Consider the following 19,773-nt stretch of genomic DNA (forward strand, 5'->3'; position numbering starts at 1 on the left):
GTACTGCCTTTATTTTGCTTTACCCTGATCCGCTATCTTTTTCCACGCATCATCACGTAAATAAACTGGCAAAGCATGTTCGGCATCCACCCATTGCTTTTGTGCAGCATAAACACGTGCAATAGAAGCAATATCCTGTGCAGTTGCAGTGATTGTTTGATGCTCTGCATCAGCTTGAAGTAACTTTGCGCCCGAACCAATTAAGCAATGTTTTGCATAAGCTGCTGCTGGCTCATAGCTCATTAATTTTTCTTCATCAATACACTGCATAATTCCTTGTTCATCTAGAATAAAACTTGCAATGTAAACTTCATTCATACGCGCATCGAGCACCGCAGTCACCTGTTCCAAACCTTCAAGTCGGTATGCCGCTTGTGCTAAAGCTTGCAATGTAGAAACGGGAATTACTGGTAAATCTTGTGACCAAGCTAAAGCCTGAGCAACAGCAGCATTAATTCGAACACCACTAAAAGAACCTGGCCCACGGCTAAAGGCAATCGCATCCAGACCTGCAACCTCAAGACCTGTTTGTTGTAGCCCTTGCTCAATCATAGGCAAAATGGTCTGGGTTTGTGCTTTCGTCCGCGTATCGAGTTGAAAAAACAGTTCTTGGGTTTCATCGACTAATGAAATAGAACACTGCTCATTTGCAGTTTCCAACGCCAGCAATTTCATGCACAACCTTAGTATTAAATCAGATTAAAAACGAAGGTTATGATACCCCACTCGGCTCTGATAGGCGAGTTGTTCTCTCTCTAAATAAAAATGCCAAGCTTGTGCTCGGCATAGAAAATAACTTATTAAAATTTTTAAAAATTGAACTCTTTCAAATCTGCATAGTTCTTAAAGTGTTCAGCATAATGCAGTGCACTCAATCGTATTTTGGCCGCGCCATCTTCATCTAATGTTTTGACAATTTTACCAGGTGAGCCCATCACCACTGAGTTATCTGGAATTACTTTCCCTTCAGGAATTAGAGCATTAGCGCCAATAATACAATTTTTTCCAATCACAGCCCGATTTAAAATTACGGCGTTCATACCAATCAAACTATTATCACCAATCGTACAACCATGCAGCATGACTTTATGACCGACTGTGACATATTCACCAATATTTAGCTCAAGTCCAGCATCGGTATGCAAGACAGAATTTTCTTGAATATTAGAAAAATCACCAATTCGAACTACGCAGTTATCGGCACGAACTACTGCACCAAACCAAATACTGACCTGACGACCTAACTCTACTTGTCCAATAAGCGTTGCGGTTGGAGCAACCCAGCCATCCCATGGCTCATGTAATGCTTTTGGGTGCTGTCCTTGATAGCTATACATCATAATTTATCAATCCTGATCTTTATTTTTTATGAGAAAACTTTGGCATTCCAAAGGTTGGGGAATTAAGTAAAAATGGCCAATCTTTTTGATAACCCAATCCATATTTAAACAGAGCAACCAACATACGAGCAGTTAACCCCCAGATAATTTCATTATCAATCTGTAAGCTTGGGAAATATAAAGACTGATGAGCATACCGTACTTCATAAGGTGTCGGACGCGTTTCAATAAGTTGCTGTAACGGGACAAAGAAAATTCGATCAATTTCAGTAGGCTGAGGTATTAAAGTCACCTCAGGAGGAATAAGTCCAACGATCGGTTTTACAGACAAACCACTTCTTGCACGCTGCATCGGCAAATCACCTAACAACTGTACATCAAACGGATTTAAAGCCGTCTCTTCTTGAGCTTCTCTTAGCGCTACAACAATATTACTCGTATCACTGGGGTCACGCTTTCCACCAGGAAAAGAAACTTCCCCCGCATGGTTGTTCATATGTATTGAACGGCGTGTAAGCAGTACCTTTGGATCATTTTCATTCGTAATTGCAATGAGTACTGCTGCTTGTGCTTCTTGTATGCGGGTGGAAAAGCGCAATCTTTGCTGTAACTTTTGTGTTAGCAAGTGCTCTTCCATACCATTCACCTATTATTCTGTCTCTCTTTGCATCATATCTGAAAATCAAAGTTAGGGAATAGAGTTGATGCGTAAGTCTAAAAATTCAGTTATGCTGAGGCATCTCTATACTCGATGATAATTATGAGTTTCTGTGTAGCGTGTGGGCATAAAACCGAACAAAAAATTCCTTTAGGTGATCATAAAGTACGCCGTGTTTGTACTCATTGTGGAAATATTCATTATGAAAATCCCAAAGTAATATGCGGTGCCTTAGCGTTATGGGAAGACAAAGTATTACTCTGTCGTCGTGCGATTGAACCTCGTTATGGCTTATGGACATTACCTGCTGGTTATATGGAATTATTTGAAACCATGGAACAAGGTGCAGCACGTGAAACTCGTGAAGAAGCAGAAGCCGAGATAGAAATAGAACAACTTTATTGCATGTACAATATTCCGCGTATTGGTCAAATTTATGTTCTTTTCAAAGCACAGCTGAAAGATGGCATTTTTGGTGCAGGTGAAGAAAGCATCGAGAGTCGTCTATTTGAAGAGCATGAAATTCCATGGGGAGAACTCGCCTTTCCTAGTGTTGAACACACTTTAAGACATTATTTTGAAGACCGTAAAAAACAAGTGTTCCCAACACATCTTGAAACTTTAGGCACTCGCTTAGACCATACTGGTTAATTAATTAAACAAATAAAAAAGACCGCTAAGCGGTCTTTTTATTTGTCTCTTATTTTTAAGATTTAGTCTTAATCTGATAACAATCAGCTGTTCTAAGTGTCACAGTTCCAGCCATACGCTGACCTAAAGCTTTTTCAGTCTCAGTCGGAGCAGGGGAAATATCTTTAATATTATTATAAACCTGTTGATAAAAAGCATACGGATTTAACCATGAAACTGTCTTGTTATCGTAGGTAGTAAGATTCGCACCACTGGTCTGCCCTTGTAATAAGTTCGCAACGTTAATTTTTGCACCACTTACAAGTAAAGTTTGGCTACCAGTTTGAGAAGTACTTTGAACAACATTTGAATTTAGGCCGACTACAATACCATTTAAATTCCCTAATTGAGGCACTCCAAAAATCATTCTTACTGTAATTGACTTATCATTGGTGGCCGACTCTGTTCCTCCAGTTGTGCCAATTCTGTACTGCTGAACCCCATTGTTATCAATTAAACTGGTATTTGAAACCACTCCACACTGACCAGACATGTCTGTCGCAGTAGCATTAGGTTTAATATCTGTTCTAATGTCTCCATTTTCATCAACTACAATACCCAAATCAATAGGTGCAATCCCTGCTGTATCAAATTTAAAGTTTAGAGTTGCATATAATGGAAAAATATAAGTTTGACCAGATTTGACATTATTAGCTGTTTTAAAGATCTGATTAGACAAATAGCTCGCAGGGCTTACCTTATAAATATCCATAGAACCATTATAATTTTGGTTATCAACACTCTGTTTCCATAAAGCATACTGCTGAGGATTAGGAGTTTTAGTATTCGTTAACCCGAAATATGAACTATCACGTCCTGCAATAAGTGAATCATTTAATAATTTGCCTTGATAAATCACTAAATCTTCATTTGTATTGCTAGAAGTTTTTAAACGGAATGGTTGTGTTGATTTAATTTCTGTCTGTATTGGATCAAGCCAAGTAGTTTGCGAGTCTGCAACCATTTGAGTTGGCTTAGATTTCGTCAAGACATTTAATACTGCACTAATTGCTAACTGGCTTGTAATTGTACTCGTTCCTTTCCATTGTAAGCCATAACCAAATGTATATCCCCGACGATCAGATAGTAAGAATAAATTACCAAACATATGTTGGGTATTAGCGCTATTTTTTGGACAATCTGCTAAATTAGTTAAATTACATCCATAAAAATTTTCAGATATTAAATTAGGCTCAGCCAAAGTAATATAATCTGATTGATATAACCCTACTAAACTTAAGTATGCCAACTGGGTTACCAATTCAAAAGCTTGCGTATCTGATACTGGACTTACATCTAACCATGGTTTCAAAATATTGGCATAAGCACCATTTTTCCATTCTGTAGCTGTAATATTTTGAACTAAAATATTTAAAGTATTTTTCTTCTCATCGGTAAATTGGGTTGGCTGCAAATCACCAGCAACATGATCTCCCCTCTCTAAGCCAACGCTTTGAAAGAGTTTTACCAATGCCATTGCAACCCGCACTGTAGGATCATTCTGGTTAAGTGATGTTGGTGTTTGCCCAGTTAATCCAATCGCCATATCCATGACTTTCAAACGTGGCGGAACAGTCATCTGAATTTTTGAAACAGTGTCTAACTTAACAGAACCTAGTTCAATTTTTTTTGTAGCTTTAGCATCTTGCAAATAAAAACTAGCAGTATCGCCGGCTTTACAAGATCCAATAACACTATTTCCAGAAGCCTTAGTAACAAAGCTTAGATTCGCTGCACTACTACAGGTAAAATTAATACCCGCTATTGGGTAGTCTAAAGAAAATTGTAGACAATCACTGTTTGTTACGGAACAACTTCCGTTAGCAGTAGCTCCTCCTGATCCATTTGTAGGATTCTCATTTATTGTGGAACTACCACCACCACATCCGTTTAGCATCAGAGCCAGTGTGGTAAGTGCAAATGGCCATAAAACTTTTTTATTCATTAGATATCCTACTTATTTTTAACGTAATACCGAAATTTGAATTTGTCCCTGATTCGTTAACTCATTTTCTGCAACATCTACAGCAGAGGATAATGGCGTTAACATCATGTAGTGCGCAGAAGGGGGTAATTTTAAAACACCTTGAATTGATGCGTGTTGTAACAGAGTAGAAGGATACGATTTACTCTTAAATCCGCTCACTCCCTCTAAGATACACCCTTTATCATCTAAAAAAATAACCAAAGGCCAATAATATAAAGGTCTTTCATTACTAGCAGCGAATGACATAAGTTTTAAATGTTGAATTGAAGGATCAAGCTTTATCAACTCATACTCAAACTTTTCTTTAAGAGGTTTTCTTGGCCACAAATTTACTTCTTTATTTATACTGAGCTTTTTAATTGATTTATTATAATTTCTAATAAAACATTTATCCTGTTCAAAAGTTGCTTCTAAATCTTGAGAAGATAAACGTATATACGTCGGCGCTAATACTACTGCCGACTCTGTATCTTGAGTATGACGATTAAAAAGCTGATCCAATGTTGATCGACTTAGACCTTTTTTCCGTTCTATTGGCTCAGTTCTGCCTAATCCATCTGGCACGATATAAAAACGCTTTTTTCCTTCTAAATTAAACTCTTGGTCTTCTAGATATTCACTATTTACATATTCTATGCCATCAATAGTAGTAAATTTAGACTTATCTTTTGAAGAAGTTGGCTCAGGGGAAGCCTGTGAAGTACTTTTGATCGGAGGTGGAATTAAAAGTAATTGTTTCTGCCATTCATTATTAGACGCCGTTTGAAGTTTTACATTTTCATTAGGTGTTTTTGATTCATGACTATTTACTGAAGTAGGCTGAGTATTTTGGGCTTTTTGCGGTGCAGTCGGTGCAGTCGGTGCAGTCGGTGCAGTCGGTGCAGTCGGTGCAGTCGGTGCAGTCGGTGCAGTCGGTGCAGTATTTAATTTCTTTTGTGTGGGTTGCACGATTTTTTTTGATGAATCTATAGTTTTTTCTTTAGAAACTTTTTGAGCTGGATCAATTATAGTTTGATTAGATGGATTTTGGGATTGTGTTTCCATTCTAGGAGGTATCTGTCTTTTTTGATCAACTTTTTTACTCGGAACAATCATAGGACGCCCATCGGGGCCTATAATCGTATAAAAACCGTCTGCATAAGATGCAGAAACACTTGCCATCGCAACAGATAAAATTGAGATAGCAAGTTTAGGGCGAAACATCCATTTATATTGTCTTACCATTTTGTTCTATAACTCAAACCAAGCACTGTAATTTTAGTATTTGTTTTTACATCTAAACCCGCATAAGGATTTAATAAGATATTATCGACACCGCATTTATTCGATAAAGTACTTGTACAGGCTGGTATGTTGTCTCGGCTGCGTAAGAAACCAACTGAAAGGTCTAAATCCGTATCTGCATCAAAACGATATCCTAATCCTAAACCAAACAACTGTGCATTGTTAATTGGAACCATAGTATTTCGTTTGTCATTAGGAATAGCACTGGCGCGCGGCTCATAACCAGCTCGCAATTTTAGACGATCTGTTGCTGAATACTCTAAACCAATTCCCCAACTCCACGGTGAGGTAAACTTTAAGGGTAATGCTAAAGAGCTATCGGTCACATCATTAGATAATAGTTTTGCTACTTTAAGTAATGAGATCTGACGATCAAACTCAAATTTAAATTTATCCCATGCCGAATAATCTGTCCATCCAACATCAAAGTTCACTTGTAGGTCTGGCAATATCTTGTACTTAATACCTGCCTGAAAATGTGCAGGGTACTCTAAATCCATTGCAACTAAACCTGATTCAATATCAGGTACATAACCAGGCAGACCTAAAATTCTAGCTAGAATTTGACCAGTAGCAGATGAATTCAATCCCTTAATCAATTCTTGAGGTGCTTTAGCATTATCAATTAAGTATTTGCCTTTCATACGCATCTTGGCTGAACTTTGATAAACCATACCAAAGCCAAAATCATCTGTTGGTTCCCACAATAAGCCCAAGTTATAGCTTGGACTTAAAGACTGCTCCAATGAAACTTGTAAAGCTCCCATTTTATTAAATGGGTTCATTCCTTCCTGAGCATTACACATACCAAATAATAATAAGTCGGTAATCATGTCATTATTATTCTTAAATGGTGCGCAAACCACTTCATCAACCATACGCAAGACACCAATCATCTCATTTGGAAAGCGAAGATCAGTTTTCAATGCTAGTGCGTTATAAGACATACCAATTGAGGCACCAATTGATAAGTGATCATTTACTTGAAAACCAAAAGATGGGGATAAATATGTGATTCGCTCTACTGCAACTTGCTGCCCCATATAGTTACCAGCATTTCCATTTTCTGCACCAAAACCAGCAACCAATGGTGCATATATCGCTGTTGCATAAGTTACTTTTGAGCCAGGTGGTTTGTAGGCAATTCCTGCAGTAGGAGCAACTAGTGGATAACCTTCACCTAAATCGACCATTTTTTTAAGGATAGGGACATACAGACTAGCGTATTCAACGTCGCCACGCACTGGCCCTTTAAAATCTGTACAAATATTAGCAGTAACTTCTGGTCCATCATTACAGACAAGAGGATCATCCGAATAACCAAAAATATTATATCCAGGGGGGGCTGAAAACTCGCGTTGGATATCAAAATTAGCAAGAATACCCTGTACATCAGTTTGTAGCCCATCAATCTTGGCTAACGCTGCAGGGTTAAAATGAACAGCACTAATACCTGGTGGATCTGCTGTTACAGCATTCCCCATCGATAATGAACGAATATCTACAGCTAGGTTTTGTCCTAATTGAGCATTGGCAAAGCTAGAAAAACCAGAGATCACAATTGCCACTGTTAAAGGACATAATTTAGGATATTTCACCTGCCTATCTCCTTATTTTTATTTTTTGCGCAAACCTAAGATATCTAGCGGGAATGACAAACCAAGTGAAACGTCTGGTGCATCCTCTGTTAAACCAAAGCCAACTGTACCGTTAACAATCGTATCAGGTGAAACACGTACCCCCAAAGCAAAAGCCATCACAGCACTACTCTGATCTGGCGACTGATATGATTCACCATTTGCAAACTGAAACTCTGAATTTAAGTTAAAGCTTTGTTGGTAAGACATGGTTAACGACACATCATAGTTAAATGAATAGGCAAAACCGAAAGAGAAGCCACCACTGATTCCAGGATCAAAAGATTCTAAAATACGATTACCACGTACCTGATTTAAACCAGTCTCTTTAAAACCATAATTGGCAGATGCTGAAGCAAACAAAACCACCGGGTCGATATATTTACGAGTACTTGCTCCTAAACCTACAGAGTAATAACCTTTACCAGTTGAAAGTTCATTTTGAGCAACTTCATATGGACTATCCCCAGTTTTAGTAGAAACGCTACCAAACAAAACTAAAGGTAAGCGTCCTTGTTTCAATGGGAAAGGTTCCCAACGCGCCCCTAAAGAAATATCCCCCAACCCTGCAGTATCTGAATCGCTAGCAATATCAGATTTAGCAACGAGAGGTACAGTTGCTGAAAGTGTTAAATTATCTAAAACACCATATTGAGCTGTAAAACTGTTGGTCAATGTATGCTGAGCATCTTCCCTAATACTCAATCGACTAATACTAGAATTATCATCTCCTAATGCTAAATCTAAAATACTATCGCGGTAATAGGTGTAATCGAGATCATAATATGTAGAAATTTCGCCTTTTTTTATTAATGAATATTGTCGTTCATTCGAGGTAAAAACTTCTTGTAAATTTGTCTCTTGGCTCGCATCTCCTTCTTTTTTCTGTAAAGCAGTCGCGGCTTGATTTGCTTCTGGATTAGCTGATGTAGGTTCAGATTCAGTGGTTGTAGAACCATTAGTCGGATCTACTGCGCCTTCTTGCACTGAATTTGATGTTGGCGTTATGTCTGATACTGTAGTCGTTTCGGAAACAGCTGTACTATTTTGTACGCCTGCTTGTACAACTTGATCATCCGCATAAAGTGTACCTGTAATAGCACTCATGCTTAATGCCAATACACTCATCTTCATCCATCGATTATTCATATTTCTTCCCACCCAATTTATTTATTTTACTAAATCAAATTTTCATTACTTACGCTTGTAGTAAAGACGCATATAAGTTTCTATCGGCTGATTATGATTGGAAGAGTGACTATCATTATCCAGAACTCTTCGCATTGTTGAGGCTTTATTTGCTAAACGATCATAATTAAATGTTGGATATTGCACATCCACAAAGGCATAACGGTTAACAGTTGCATCTTCCACATGACGCATATCAGTATCTTTTAATGTCAATAAGTCTTTACGTTGCGATTCAGGGACAGAAATAACAAATAAAGTATTATTATCCCAAACTTCTTTAAAACGATTTTCATCAAAGCTGATATTGCCTAAAGCAGGATCGGCTACATATACTCGTCCATCTTTATAAGCTTTATATACGACAAAATGTTTAAAACCAGCATATGAAATAGGAACAATTGCGGGTTGACCTAGTTTAACTAAATCAGAAAACTCACCACGATAGCCGCCACTATCTAAACCAATAGCAGTTACAAAACGCTTCATATCAAGTAGTGAAAAGCTACGGCGTTCAATAATCCGCTGATATTCACCATACTGAAGTAAACCACTCATTGTTTGTTGCTCAGTTAAGCTTGTACCCACATAACCATTCAATAAAGTTGTAAGTGCAGCTGAACCACAGCTATAGTCATATGCTTGTCGAACAATACCGCGAAATTGATCTTCTATCGCAGGTCTAATCGTAACTGGTTCAATATGAGTTCGGCGAAATGACAAATTACGTGAATCGGCCGTCTCTGTATAATAAACAGTTCCCGGTGGCTTTTTTTCTATTTCGAAGGCTTCTGTCGCAAAGTAGTAAATCAATGCTGAGCCCAAAGCAATCTCTAACATAAGCACTTGTTCTAAATGGTGGCCTAAACCGGCCTTATTCATTTTATTCTTAGAGCAATAGCTCTACATCCCTGTGTGTTGAAGAAACCTTTTTTTTCTGTAAAAAACAGCCTTTTTTTAATTTTTTTTGATGAACGTTTAGTTTTATAAAAATAGAGAGACTTTTATGCTTAATTTAAGTTGATTTTTAATTTAATAGCTTGTTTTTATCAATTAAAATATATTTTTATATAATAAAATTAGATGAGTTCATAAATAAAAAAGCGCGTATTAAACGCGCTTTTTTATTAAAACTTTTAAATTAGTGACCAGAAATTGTAATTGTAGAAGTACCAACATTAATACCTTGGATTTCAACATCACCAATTGAAGCAGCAGTGTTTGAACCCAAACGAATACCCTGTGCGTATACGTTCATACCTTGAGTACTATTATTTTGAATCTTCAACCCAGTCGGTACAACAGAAATGTCGGCATTCACATCTAAGTTACCAGTTGTATTACCAGCACCACGGACCATAACTTTATCTAGGACAATTTTACCACCGCCAGCAGCATCATTAATACCTAGGTTAGATAAAGTTAAACCACCCTGTAAGCTTGAATTCACTTTAATCATTGCACCTTGTGGTGTAGCACCCAATTGAACATTAGCTGAAATTGCACCTAAAGATAAATCTAAACCAGAAAGAATTTCAGTTGGTGCAGTTTCTGTAATACCACGTACGGCAGTAGTTTCATTCAAAGTGCCTGAAGAACCCACACCAATAGAACCAACTTTTACATTAACTGCACCTACGTTTGCAGCAACGTTTAAAAATGCGCCATTTGTACCTGAAGCACCAACGCTATCAATTTTAAGGTCTAACAAATTAGCAGTTTGATCAACCTGCGTAACAGTTATCGCTTTACCATTAGTTGCATCTGTACCCGTAATTGTAATTGCACCGGCAGTTGCTGCAGCACCAGTAATAGCTGTAGCAGGATCTAAACCATCGTTATCGTGAATATATAATTTGTCGATAGAAATACCGCCAGTACCTAAAGCGATACCGATATTAATACCATCTTGACCTGTAGCAGCACTAAGCGCAGCATCGTCCATTGACTGCATTGCCATTGCATTTGCGCTGATAGCTAAAGAAGAAACTAAAGCAAGTTTAGTAAACATTTTCATTGAGCACTCTCCCAAGAGCATTTATTTTTTGACTTAACCACTCTCATTGTCTCAAGTTGCATTTTTCTTTATATGGCAACCGAAACTTCCAATCCTTGAGTAGTTTTGCTTAGCAATTACTAAATTACATCTACGTTAATTTTTGTTCAACTACTGTTGTGCATTTTTTGCCAACTACCCGACAAACGGTACGCTCAATTTTTTCTTAATAAACTCTGCTAAAAACCATAAACCCTAGGCTAAATTTTCGTTCATTTTATCAGCAAAAAAGATTATCAGTTAAAAGACTTTCTCCTGATGAACTACAACTTGTAGTAAACTAATTCCTCTCTTCTTAACCGCGCTCTCTTATTTAAAAATGTCTCAGTTAAAGAAAAAAATCTCTTTACATGGTAAAAATACTGCCGATGTTTTAAAAAAATTAGATGGGTTAACTGGGCTTATTTATTTAAATGATAATAATAATCCAATTATTGGATTTCTTCCTCAACAATATATTCTAATTCAAGATGAAAATTATTTAGAATTTGAGCGCCAAAATTTTAATGAATATAAAAATGCCTCAAAACCAAACCAATTAATAAATTTTATTCAGTTTAAAGAAGTTAATTCAAAAAATGATATTCAGACTATAACAAGTTTTATGGGGGGGTATATTGGCTTTATCAGTTATGATTTCAGTGCGCATCAATTTATTAATGGTAAAAATCATATACAACCTTCTTTATTCATAGGCCAATATCGTTCTTTTTTAAAATATATAGATAATGACTGGTATTTTTTTAGTGATGAAGTAGATGCTCTTGACCTATTCTCATATATTGAAAATAAAATACAAAATTTTATTTCTAATAACTCTAAAAATATATTTGAATTAAAAACCACCATTCAACCCCGATGGTCTAAAAAACAATACCTCGATGCTTTCTATAAAATACAAGAATATATTAAAGCTGGAGACTGCTATCAAATTAATTTAACTCAAGAGTTTAAAGCTAAATTTTCAGGATCCTTATTAAATAAAGCTAAAGATCTATGGAAACTTACAAATGCCCCATATGCAGGTTATTTAAAATTAGATGATTTTGAGTTATTAAGTTGCTCTCCCGAGCTTTTCATCGAATTTAATCAAAATAAACAAATTAAAACTAGACCTATTAAAGGAACAATGCCTCGCTATGAAAATATAGAAAAAGATTATATTTCTAAACAAACCTTAAAAAACTCTCAAAAAGACCAAGCTGAAAATGTGATGATTGTCGATTTATTACGTAATGATTTGAGCATTTATGCCAATACAGGATCTGTAAAAACGACAAAACTATTCGAGATTGAAAGTTTTAATCAAGTACATCACATGGTAAGTGAGATCGTTGCGACCCTTAAAGACGATATCAATCCTATGCAAATGTTGCTTACAGCCTTACCCGGAGGCTCAATCACAGGTGCGCCAAAAATTCGGGCAATGCAAATTATTGAAGAGTTGGAAGAAGAAGCAAGAGGTGCATATTGCGGGACATTAGGGTATTTCAATTTTGATGGAACTGGCCGCTGGAATATTCTCATCCGTAGTTTTCAACAATATCAGAATCAGCTTTCTTTATGGGCAGGTGGTGGTATTACGATTGCATCAAATGCAGAAGCAGAATATCAAGAAAGTCTTGATAAAGTCTCTGCTATGCTGAACTTGATGAACAGCACAGCAGAGTAAAATTTAGAGAATATCTTGTTTTAATGTTTGTATTAAACGCTCATTTTGCTCATCAGTTCCTACAGTAATTCGCAAGAATTGATTAATACGAGGCTTATTGAAATAGCGCACAATAATACCCTGCTCACGTAGTTGCTGTGCGAGTTGACCTGCATCATGCGATGAGTGAGAAACAAAAATAAAGTTCGCTTTAGATGGCAAAACTTTAAAGCCTAAAGCAGTTAAATCATCTACTAGCTTTTCACGACTAGAAATAACTTTTTGACATTGTTCCTCAAAATAAGCCTGATCTTCAAAAGAAGCTACCGCGGCTGCAATTGCAAAACGGTCAATAGGATATGAGTTAAAACTATTTTTGACAACTTCAAGAGCCGCAATTAAATGAGACTGAGCAATCGCAAAGCCAACGCGTAAACCCGCAAGAGAGCGAGACTTTGAAGTTGTTTGGCACACAACCAGATTTTCATAGCGATTTACTAAACTCACCGCTGATTCTGCACCAAAATCAACATAAGCTTCATCAATGACAACCACCCGATCTGGATTAGCTTTTAAAATTTGTTCAATTTCGGCTAAGCCTAGTGCAATACTTGTTGGAGCATTAGGGTTTGTAATAATAACCCCACCATTTGGTTGCGCGTACTCTTTAACTTCAATCTCAAAATTTTCATTGAGCGGAATTTCTTTAGTTTTTGTTCCAAAGAACTGACTATAAACTGGATAAAAGCTATAAGTGATATCTGGATAAAGAATCGGTTCGTCTTGAAGAAAAAATGCTTTAAAAATATGAGCAAGTACTTCATCTGAGCCATTACCAACAAAAACTTGCGAAACTTCAATATTCTGTTGTTTAGCAATTGCTTGCTTTAAAGTTGTAGCATCTGGATCGGGATATAAACGTAATGCATCAGCTTGATGAGTTAAAACAGCTTGAACCGCTTCAACTACTTTTGGGGATGGCGGATATGGATTTTCATTTGTATTGAGCTTCAATAAATTCTGAATTTTAGGCTGTTCACCAGGAACATACGGCTCTAACTCACGAACTTCTGGACTCCAAAAGCGCATTTGTGCTGTAGATAAAGTCATGGTCTTATCTCAAAAAAGGGCTGAAAACCAGCCCTGAGTAATAATTAAAAAACTACAAGGTTTATAAGCTTATTGATAACGATAGCGAGCTGAGCGTGCATGGGCATCTAAGTTCTCTTGGACAGCTAATATGTCGGCTGTTTTAGCTAACGTTTTAACTCCATCTTTCGAACACATAATCAAGCTCGAACGTTTTTGGAAATCATAAACGCCTAACGGAGAAGAAAAACGAGCAGTTCCTGATGTCGGCAATACATGGTTTGGACCCGCACAATAGTCACCGATTGCTTCAGGTGTATAACGTCCCATGAAAATTGCTCCAGCATGACGAATCTCTTCGCTCATGGCTTCAGCATCATCTAAGCACAGTTCCAAATGCTCTGGGGCAACCTGATTAATCAACTCGATTGCTTCTGCACGATCTTTGACTAATACCAAAGCACCACGGTTTTCAATCGAAGTTCTTGCAATATCTGCCTTTGGCAATTCATTTAAATGCTTTTCAATTGCCAACTCGACTGCATTAAGCAAAGCTTCATTTGGAGTTATAAAAATAGCTTGAGCCACAGTGTCATGTTCAGCTTGTGATAAAACATCCATAGCCAACCAATCTGCATTATTCTCACCTTCTGCATATACTAAAATTTCAGAAGGTCCGGCAATCATATCGATGCCGACTTGACCAAACACAGCACGTTTAGCAGCTGCTACAAAACGATTCCCCGGACCAGTGATTTTATCTACAGGTGGAATAGTCTGAGTACCATAAGCAAGAGCCGCTACTGCTTGCGCCCCCCCAATAGTGAATACTCGACTAACTCCCGCAAGGTAAGCCGCCGCGAGAACCAATGGATTTAGTTCACCGTTTGGCGCAGGAACAACCATAATAATTTCAGGTACACCAGCAACGTGGGCTGGCACAGCGTTCATTAAAACTGAAGACGGATAAGATGCTAAACCACCTGGTACATAAATACCCACACGGTCTAGAGGCGTGACTTTTTGCCCTAATGTATTGCCCAAATCGTCTAGATAAGTCCAGCTATCTTGTTTCTGAGCTTCATGAAATGTACGAATACGAGTTGCTGCTAACTGAAGAGCATCGCGAATTTCTGGGCTTAAATTATCAAAAGCAGTTTTAAGCTGTTGTTGAGATAACTCTAAATCTGAAAATTGATGCGCAGGATGTCGATCGAACTGTTGAGTAAGCTTTAAAACATGATCATCACCATGCTGACGAACATCAGCAATAATTTGATCTACTGTTTGCACTAAATTAAGATCATTCACGGTTTCAAATGCTAAAAGCTCAGCAAAAACCTGTTTGAAGTTCTGATCTTGAGTCGATAAACGTCGCATCAATTTACCCACAAGGCGAAAAAGAAAAAACAAGTTTACTCTTTTTCTAAGCGCTTGTGGGCATCATCTGAAGCAACTATCACAAAAGCATGATGGGAAATTGCTTTTAACGTGATTGAACAGCTTGCTCGAGCTGTGAAATGATTGGATTTAATAGAGTTTGCTTACGTTTAAAACTAGCTTTATTTACAATTAAACGTGAAGAGACTTTGCAAATCTCCTCTAATGGCTCAAGACCATTCGCTCTTAGCGTATTACCAGTATCGACCACATCGACAATGTAATCACCCAAACCTACTAAAGGCGCTAACTCCATAGAACCATAGAGTTTGATCACATCGACTTGCTCACCTAAGCTTGCATAATACTGACGTGTAAGATTGACGTATTTCGTGGCAATTTTTAAACGGCCTTTTGGACGTTCCATTCCCACTTTACCAGCAGTCATTAATTTACACTTAGCGATTTTCAGGTCAAGTAGCTCATATACATGCTGAGCGCCATGTTCCATCAACACATCTTTGCCTGCTACACCTAAATCTGCTGCGCCATTTTCTACATAGGTAGGCACATCAGATGCACGTAAAATCAAAATACGTACTTGCTTATGCGTAGTAGGAAAAATCAGTTTGCGGGACTTTTCCGGATCTTCGAGCAAATTAATACCCGCTGTAGCTAGTAAAGGTAACGTCTCTTTTAAGATACGTCCTTTACTGAGTGCCAAGGTCAAACCATGATCAAAATTGCCCATCACATCAAAATTAGGATCATCGTTTCTTACATCATTCATTAACTTACTCGCTTAATTTTGGCACCTAAACCTTGAAGTTTCTCTTCGACATGCTCATAACCACGGTCAATATGGTAGATACGGTCAATTAAGGTATCTCCCTCTGCAACTAAAGCTGCTAAAACTAAAGAGAACGAAGCACGCAAATCCGTTGCCATTACAGGTGCAGCCTGTAAAGATTCTACTCCAGTTACGACAGCATCATGACCTTCAACCTGAATATTAGCGCCCATACGTGACAATTCAGGAACATGCATAAAACGATTTTCAAAAATCGTTTCAGAGATAGTTGCAAATCCACGACCAATAGCGTTTACCGCCATAAGCTGAGCTTGCATATCTGTTGGAAACTCTGGATGTGGCAAAGTTCTAAAACTTACGGCTTTAGGGCGTTTGCCTAACATATCAAGTTCAATCCAGTCATCACCACGAGTGACTTCAGCACCCATTTCTTCAAACTTATCTAAAACAGATTCAAGTAATGCAGGATCGGTATGTGTAGTTTTGACACGACCACCCGTAATTGCAGCAGCGGCCAAATAAGAACCCGTTTCGATACGATCAGCTACAACGGCATATTCACAGCCATGCAAACTTTCTACGCCTGTTACAACAAGAGTATCAGTATCAAGTCCTTCAATCTTGGCGCCCATTTTGATGAGCATTTGAGCAAGGTCAGTGATCTCAGGCTCACGAGCTGCATTACGAATAGTCGTAACACCATCAGCTAGTGCAGCAGCCATCAAGATGTTTTCAGTACCGCCAACGGTAACCATATCAAAAACAACTTCACCACCTTTTAAACGACCTTCAACTGAAGCATGAACATAACCATTTTCAACTTCAATATGTGCACCTAAAGCTTCTAAAGCTTTTAAATGTTGATCAACTGGACGTGATCCAATTGCACAACCACCAGGTAAAGAAACTTTTGCATTACCGTAACGTGCTAATAAGGGTCCTAAAACCAAAATTGAAGCACGCATTGTTTTTACTAGTTCATAAGGAGCAAACTGATTATCTAAAGTAGAGGTATCAGCTTTTACTGTGTCATTTTCATAGCTGATTGTAACCCCTAACCCACCAATCAACTTGACCAAAGTATTTACGTCTTTAAGATTTGGAACATTCGTGATCGTAATTGGAGAGTCTGCAAGAATAGTTGCAGCAAGTAATGGTAAAGCTGCATTTTTAGCCCCAGAAATGCGCACTTCCCCGTCGAGCTTAACACCACCCGTAATTAAAAATTTATCCATTAATATTTAAGCTCCGAAAAGGCTTGCTTTACGCCATTCATCTTTGGTCATTGCACGAATTGTCACCGCGTGAACTTCGCCACTTGCAATATAAGTATTTAATGGTGCATAAACTAATTGTTGGCGAGCAACAGTACGCTTACCGTCAAATTGATCATCCACAATACGGAGGTCAAATTTTCCGGCCTGTCCGCTCACCGCTACTTCCGCTTCAGGGAAAGCTTCTTTTAAAATTTGAGTGAGCTGTTCACTATTCATTGCAAAGACCTCTGACACAACCTAAGGTGTAAAACGAAGTATTTTACTATAACTTTTTCAAAGAATTCAGTACGTGTTTATATTTTATCAATAAAAAAGAGGCTATCTTTCAAGCCTCTTTTAACTTCAAAAAACTTATTAAATAGAAACAGTAACTTGCGAATAAGTACATTGCATTTTTCGATATTTTAATAATTGTCTTTTTAATTTTTCAGTCAATTTTTTAATTGAAGTATACATATCATCAGCAGTTGCCTGAGCAAACAACTCAATCCCCGGCAATCTTACAATAGCCTCTGCAACATGATTTGAACTGCCCTTATGAGAGCGCTTATCAATTTGATGATCTTTTGTTAATTTAATCTGCATACTGTTCACCTGATCTAGGTGTTTCGTTAACTGATTAAATTTTGATTTAATATTTTCTTCTATAGCTGGTGTAATTGCTAAATGATGTCCACGAATCGTTAATTGCATAATTCTATCCCTCACCTTTTTTAGGTTATCTAAAGAAGAACTAAAACGATTTAATGCTATCAAAAGAAATCTAGGAACAATTAAACCATTTTAGTTACTCTCTTGGTGAAAATGAAATTTCATTATTTCGTCATAATGAATCTCTAGAATAGCCATACTTCAAAATTCAGATCAAGACTTTTCTTTCAGAGGACGAAGGAATATGTAACGATTCTCGATATTTTGCGACCGTTCTTCGAGCAACTTCAATTCCCTCATCTTTTAATAATGTAGCAATTACATTATCTGACAAAGGCTTACGTGGATTTTCATTTGCGACTAGTTTCTTAATCATTGCCCGAATTGCGGTAGAAGAGGCCTCTCCTCCTGCTGTTGTTCCTACATGACTAGAGAAAAAATATTTCAGCTCAAATAGACCACGAGGCGTAAGCATATATTTATTTGTAGTTACACGAGAAACTGTAGATTCATGCAATTCGACTTCTTCTGCCACATCTCGAAGAACTAGCGGCTTCATTGCTTCAGGACCTATTTCCAAAAAGGCTTTTTGATGCTCCACAATACAAGAAGCTACTTTTAATAACGTTTTATGCCTTTCATCAATGCTTTTGATAAAGTTTTTCGCCTCAAGCATTTGATTACGTAAATATAAATTATCCTCACTCTGATCTGCTCTACGAATCATACTAGAGTAAAAACTATTAATTCTTAATTTAGGCAGCACATCTGGATTTAGTTGAACCTGCCAGTGTAAATCTTTTTTAGAAACCATCACATCTGGAATTTGATAGTCTGATTCTTCTTTATCAAAATCCATACCTGGATAGGGTTTTAATGTTTTTAAAAGATTGATTGCAAACTTCAATTGGTCTTTCGTTAAACCAGTTTGTTTGAGTAATTTATTTAGATCATTTGCTATTAAAAGCTCATAATATTGCAATAGGCTTTTTGCTTCGTTTAGATATTCAACATCTTTTGGTAGAAACTCTAGCTGTATCCTTAAACATTCCGCTAAATTACGCGAACCAATCCCTAAAGGATCAAGTCGTTGAATGTGTTTTAAAACAACTAAAACCTCATCCTCCTCAATCTCCTCCTCGATATCCATTTCATTCAATAATTGTTGTGCCGCTAAAATTATTTCTTCAATTTCAGCATCCAAGAAACCTTTATCATCTAATGCATCAACAATACAATAAGCAATTAATTGATCAATTTTAGAAAAATGCAAAAGATTAACTTGTTCTAAAATATGTTCCTTAAGAGATAATTGAACTTGGCGATTATCTTCCCGCTCTTCAAATTCTGGAGTAGCTAAAGCTGTTGATTGATGGGTATAAACATCATCCCACTCAGTATCAACGGGCAAATCATCAGGCAAATGGTTTGCATTTAGTTCCGTTGTTAAATCATCCGATTCTTTATTCTCTAATGTAGACAGACTTTCCGTTAACGACTCTTCTTCTATTTTTTCAAGCAAAGGATTACTATCTAGTTGAATCTGAATTTCCTGTTCAAGCTCTAAACTAGAGAGTTGTAACAAACGAATCGCCTGCTGCAATTGAGGTGTTAACGATAGAGAATTCGCTACTTTCAATCCAACAGATAATTTCATATATTTCATTTTCCATAAAACAAGCAAAAATCATGCCTATTCAACATTTATAACATATAGTCTCCATTTGTCATACATATCCAACTGAAATTTGTAGAAGAAAAAAGAGATTTTTCCAATTATAAAAATAGTTTTATTAAATTAATTCTATCAAACATGGTTCGAATATAAAGTCAGACACAAAATCTTGTTATAAAAAGTTAATTAGGAAGAGCTTGTTCTCTTTTAATTTTGTTTAATTGATTACCCTTCGGTTGTATAGTTTTTTCTATTAAATTTAAAGATTCAAATCATAGCTTACTATTTTATATTTATTCCCTACAAATATATTTTTCTCACACAAAAAGCAACACCCCCATTCATAGGAATGGGGGTGTTTAGAATAATGAGCTGGCGATGACTTACTCTCACATGGGT

General features: G+C 37.1%; 18 protein-coding genes. 2 read left to right on the forward strand and 16 right to left on the reverse strand.

Translation table 11 applies throughout. The features are described 5' to 3' along the window. Positions 1 to 9: 9 nt before the first annotated feature. The 3 genes from tsaB to HJG58_RS07745 all read right to left on the reverse strand — a co-directional run bounded on the left by tsaB (position 10) and on the right by HJG58_RS07745 (position 1,986). On the reverse strand, positions 10 to 675 hold the full coding sequence (gene tsaB, locus HJG58_RS07735) for a tRNA (adenosine(37)-N6)-threonylcarbamoyltransferase complex dimerization subunit type 1 TsaB (RefSeq protein WP_170248461.1): 666 nt from the start codon (positions 673 to 675) through the stop codon (positions 10 to 12). A gap of 134 nt (positions 676 to 809) precedes the next feature. After that, entirely contained in the window at positions 810 to 1,337 is a 528-nt protein-coding gene (locus tag HJG58_RS07740) for a gamma carbonic anhydrase family protein (protein ID WP_104080176.1), read from the reverse strand. A 22-nt stretch (positions 1,338 to 1,359) separates the two neighbouring features. Beyond that, a complete protein-coding gene (locus HJG58_RS07745) occupies positions 1,360 to 1,986 on the reverse strand; it encodes a CoA pyrophosphatase (RefSeq protein WP_014208431.1) in 627 nt (208 codons plus the stop codon). A gap of 114 nt (positions 1,987 to 2,100) precedes the next feature. Here HJG58_RS07745 and HJG58_RS07750 point away from each other — a divergent pair, with 114 nt between their 5' ends. Continuing rightward, positions 2,101 to 2,649: an NUDIX hydrolase gene (locus HJG58_RS07750; RefSeq protein WP_002115876.1), complete on the forward strand. Its 549-nt coding sequence runs from the start codon at positions 2,101 to 2,103 to the stop codon at positions 2,647 to 2,649. 55 nt (positions 2,650 to 2,704) lie between these two features. On the opposite strand, the gene filF is transcribed toward HJG58_RS07750, so the two are convergent. From filF to filA, 6 genes are all read right to left on the reverse strand, one after another. Beyond that, a complete protein-coding gene (filF, locus tag HJG58_RS07755; RefSeq protein ID WP_170248462.1) occupies positions 2,705 to 4,633 on the reverse strand; it encodes a putative pilus system protein FilF in 1,929 nt (642 codons plus the stop codon). Between the two features lie 18 nt (positions 4,634 to 4,651). Next, positions 4,652 to 5,899, reverse strand: a complete 1,248-nt coding sequence (gene filE, locus HJG58_RS07760) for a putative pilus assembly protein FilE (RefSeq protein ID WP_170248463.1) — start codon at positions 5,897 to 5,899, stop codon at positions 4,652 to 4,654. Continuing rightward, positions 5,893 to 7,557 carry a putative pilus system OmpP1/FadL family transporter FilD gene (gene filD, locus HJG58_RS07765; protein ID WP_170248464.1) on the reverse strand — a complete coding sequence of 555 codons (1,665 nt, stop codon included), beginning with the start codon at positions 7,555 to 7,557 and terminating at the stop codon, positions 5,893 to 5,895. The genes filE and filD overlap by 7 nt, the downstream gene beginning before the upstream one ends. A gap of 18 nt (positions 7,558 to 7,575) precedes the next feature. Next, positions 7,576 to 8,745: a putative pilus system protein FilC gene (gene filC / locus HJG58_RS07770; protein ID WP_216076534.1), complete on the reverse strand. Its 1,170-nt coding sequence runs from the start codon at positions 8,743 to 8,745 to the stop codon at positions 7,576 to 7,578. 45 nt (positions 8,746 to 8,790) lie between these two features. After that, on the reverse strand, positions 8,791 to 9,624 hold the full coding sequence (gene filB / locus HJG58_RS07775; protein ID WP_170248487.1) for a putative pilus system C39 family peptidase FilB: 834 nt from the start codon (positions 9,622 to 9,624) through the stop codon (positions 8,791 to 8,793). Between the two features lie 301 nt (positions 9,625 to 9,925). Next, entirely contained in the window at positions 9,926 to 10,801 is an 876-nt protein-coding gene (filA, locus tag HJG58_RS07780) for a putative pilus system protein FilA (protein WP_216076535.1), read from the reverse strand. A 358-nt stretch (positions 10,802 to 11,159) separates the two neighbouring features. Between filA and HJG58_RS07785 the strand changes: the two genes are divergently transcribed. Next, positions 11,160 to 12,512: an anthranilate synthase component I family protein gene (locus tag HJG58_RS07785; protein ID WP_170248465.1), complete on the forward strand. Its 1,353-nt coding sequence runs from the start codon at positions 11,160 to 11,162 to the stop codon at positions 12,510 to 12,512. Positions 12,513 to 12,515: 3 nt separating this feature from the next. On the opposite strand, the gene hisC is transcribed toward HJG58_RS07785, so the two are convergent. The 7 genes from hisC to HJG58_RS07820 form a co-directional block, all read right to left on the reverse strand. Further along, positions 12,516 to 13,601, reverse strand: coding sequence for a histidinol-phosphate transaminase (gene hisC, locus HJG58_RS07790; protein WP_170248466.1), 1,086 nt, complete (start codon positions 13,599 to 13,601; stop codon positions 12,516 to 12,518). A 69-nt stretch (positions 13,602 to 13,670) separates the two neighbouring features. Then, on the reverse strand, positions 13,671 to 14,960 hold the full coding sequence (gene hisD, locus HJG58_RS07795; RefSeq protein ID WP_170248467.1) for a histidinol dehydrogenase: 1,290 nt from the start codon (positions 14,958 to 14,960) through the stop codon (positions 13,671 to 13,673). Between the two features lie 106 nt (positions 14,961 to 15,066). Next, entirely contained in the window at positions 15,067 to 15,750 is a 684-nt protein-coding gene (gene hisG / locus HJG58_RS07800) for an ATP phosphoribosyltransferase (protein ID WP_005071248.1), read from the reverse strand. Continuing rightward, entirely contained in the window at positions 15,750 to 17,006 is a 1,257-nt protein-coding gene (gene murA, locus HJG58_RS07805) for a UDP-N-acetylglucosamine 1-carboxyvinyltransferase (RefSeq protein WP_170248468.1), read from the reverse strand. The genes hisG and murA overlap by 1 nt, the downstream gene beginning before the upstream one ends. A gap of 6 nt (positions 17,007 to 17,012) precedes the next feature. After that, positions 17,013 to 17,264: a BolA family iron metabolism protein IbaG gene (gene ibaG, locus HJG58_RS07810; RefSeq protein WP_002115399.1), complete on the reverse strand. Its 252-nt coding sequence runs from the start codon at positions 17,262 to 17,264 to the stop codon at positions 17,013 to 17,015. A 138-nt stretch (positions 17,265 to 17,402) separates the two neighbouring features. Further along, positions 17,403 to 17,741 carry a ribosome hibernation-promoting factor, HPF/YfiA family gene (gene hpf / locus HJG58_RS07815; RefSeq protein ID WP_170248469.1) on the reverse strand — a complete coding sequence of 113 codons (339 nt, stop codon included), beginning with the start codon at positions 17,739 to 17,741 and terminating at the stop codon, positions 17,403 to 17,405. 166 nt (positions 17,742 to 17,907) lie between these two features. Then, positions 17,908 to 19,356, reverse strand: a complete 1,449-nt coding sequence (locus HJG58_RS07820) for an RNA polymerase factor sigma-54 (RefSeq protein ID WP_216076536.1) — start codon at positions 19,354 to 19,356, stop codon at positions 17,908 to 17,910. Positions 19,357 to 19,773 lie beyond the last annotated feature (417 nt).

Origin of the sequence: Acinetobacter geminorum (assembly GCF_013009345.1) — a bacterium.
In the GTDB taxonomy this organism is placed as follows: Bacteria; Pseudomonadota; Gammaproteobacteria; order Pseudomonadales; family Moraxellaceae; genus Acinetobacter; species Acinetobacter geminorum.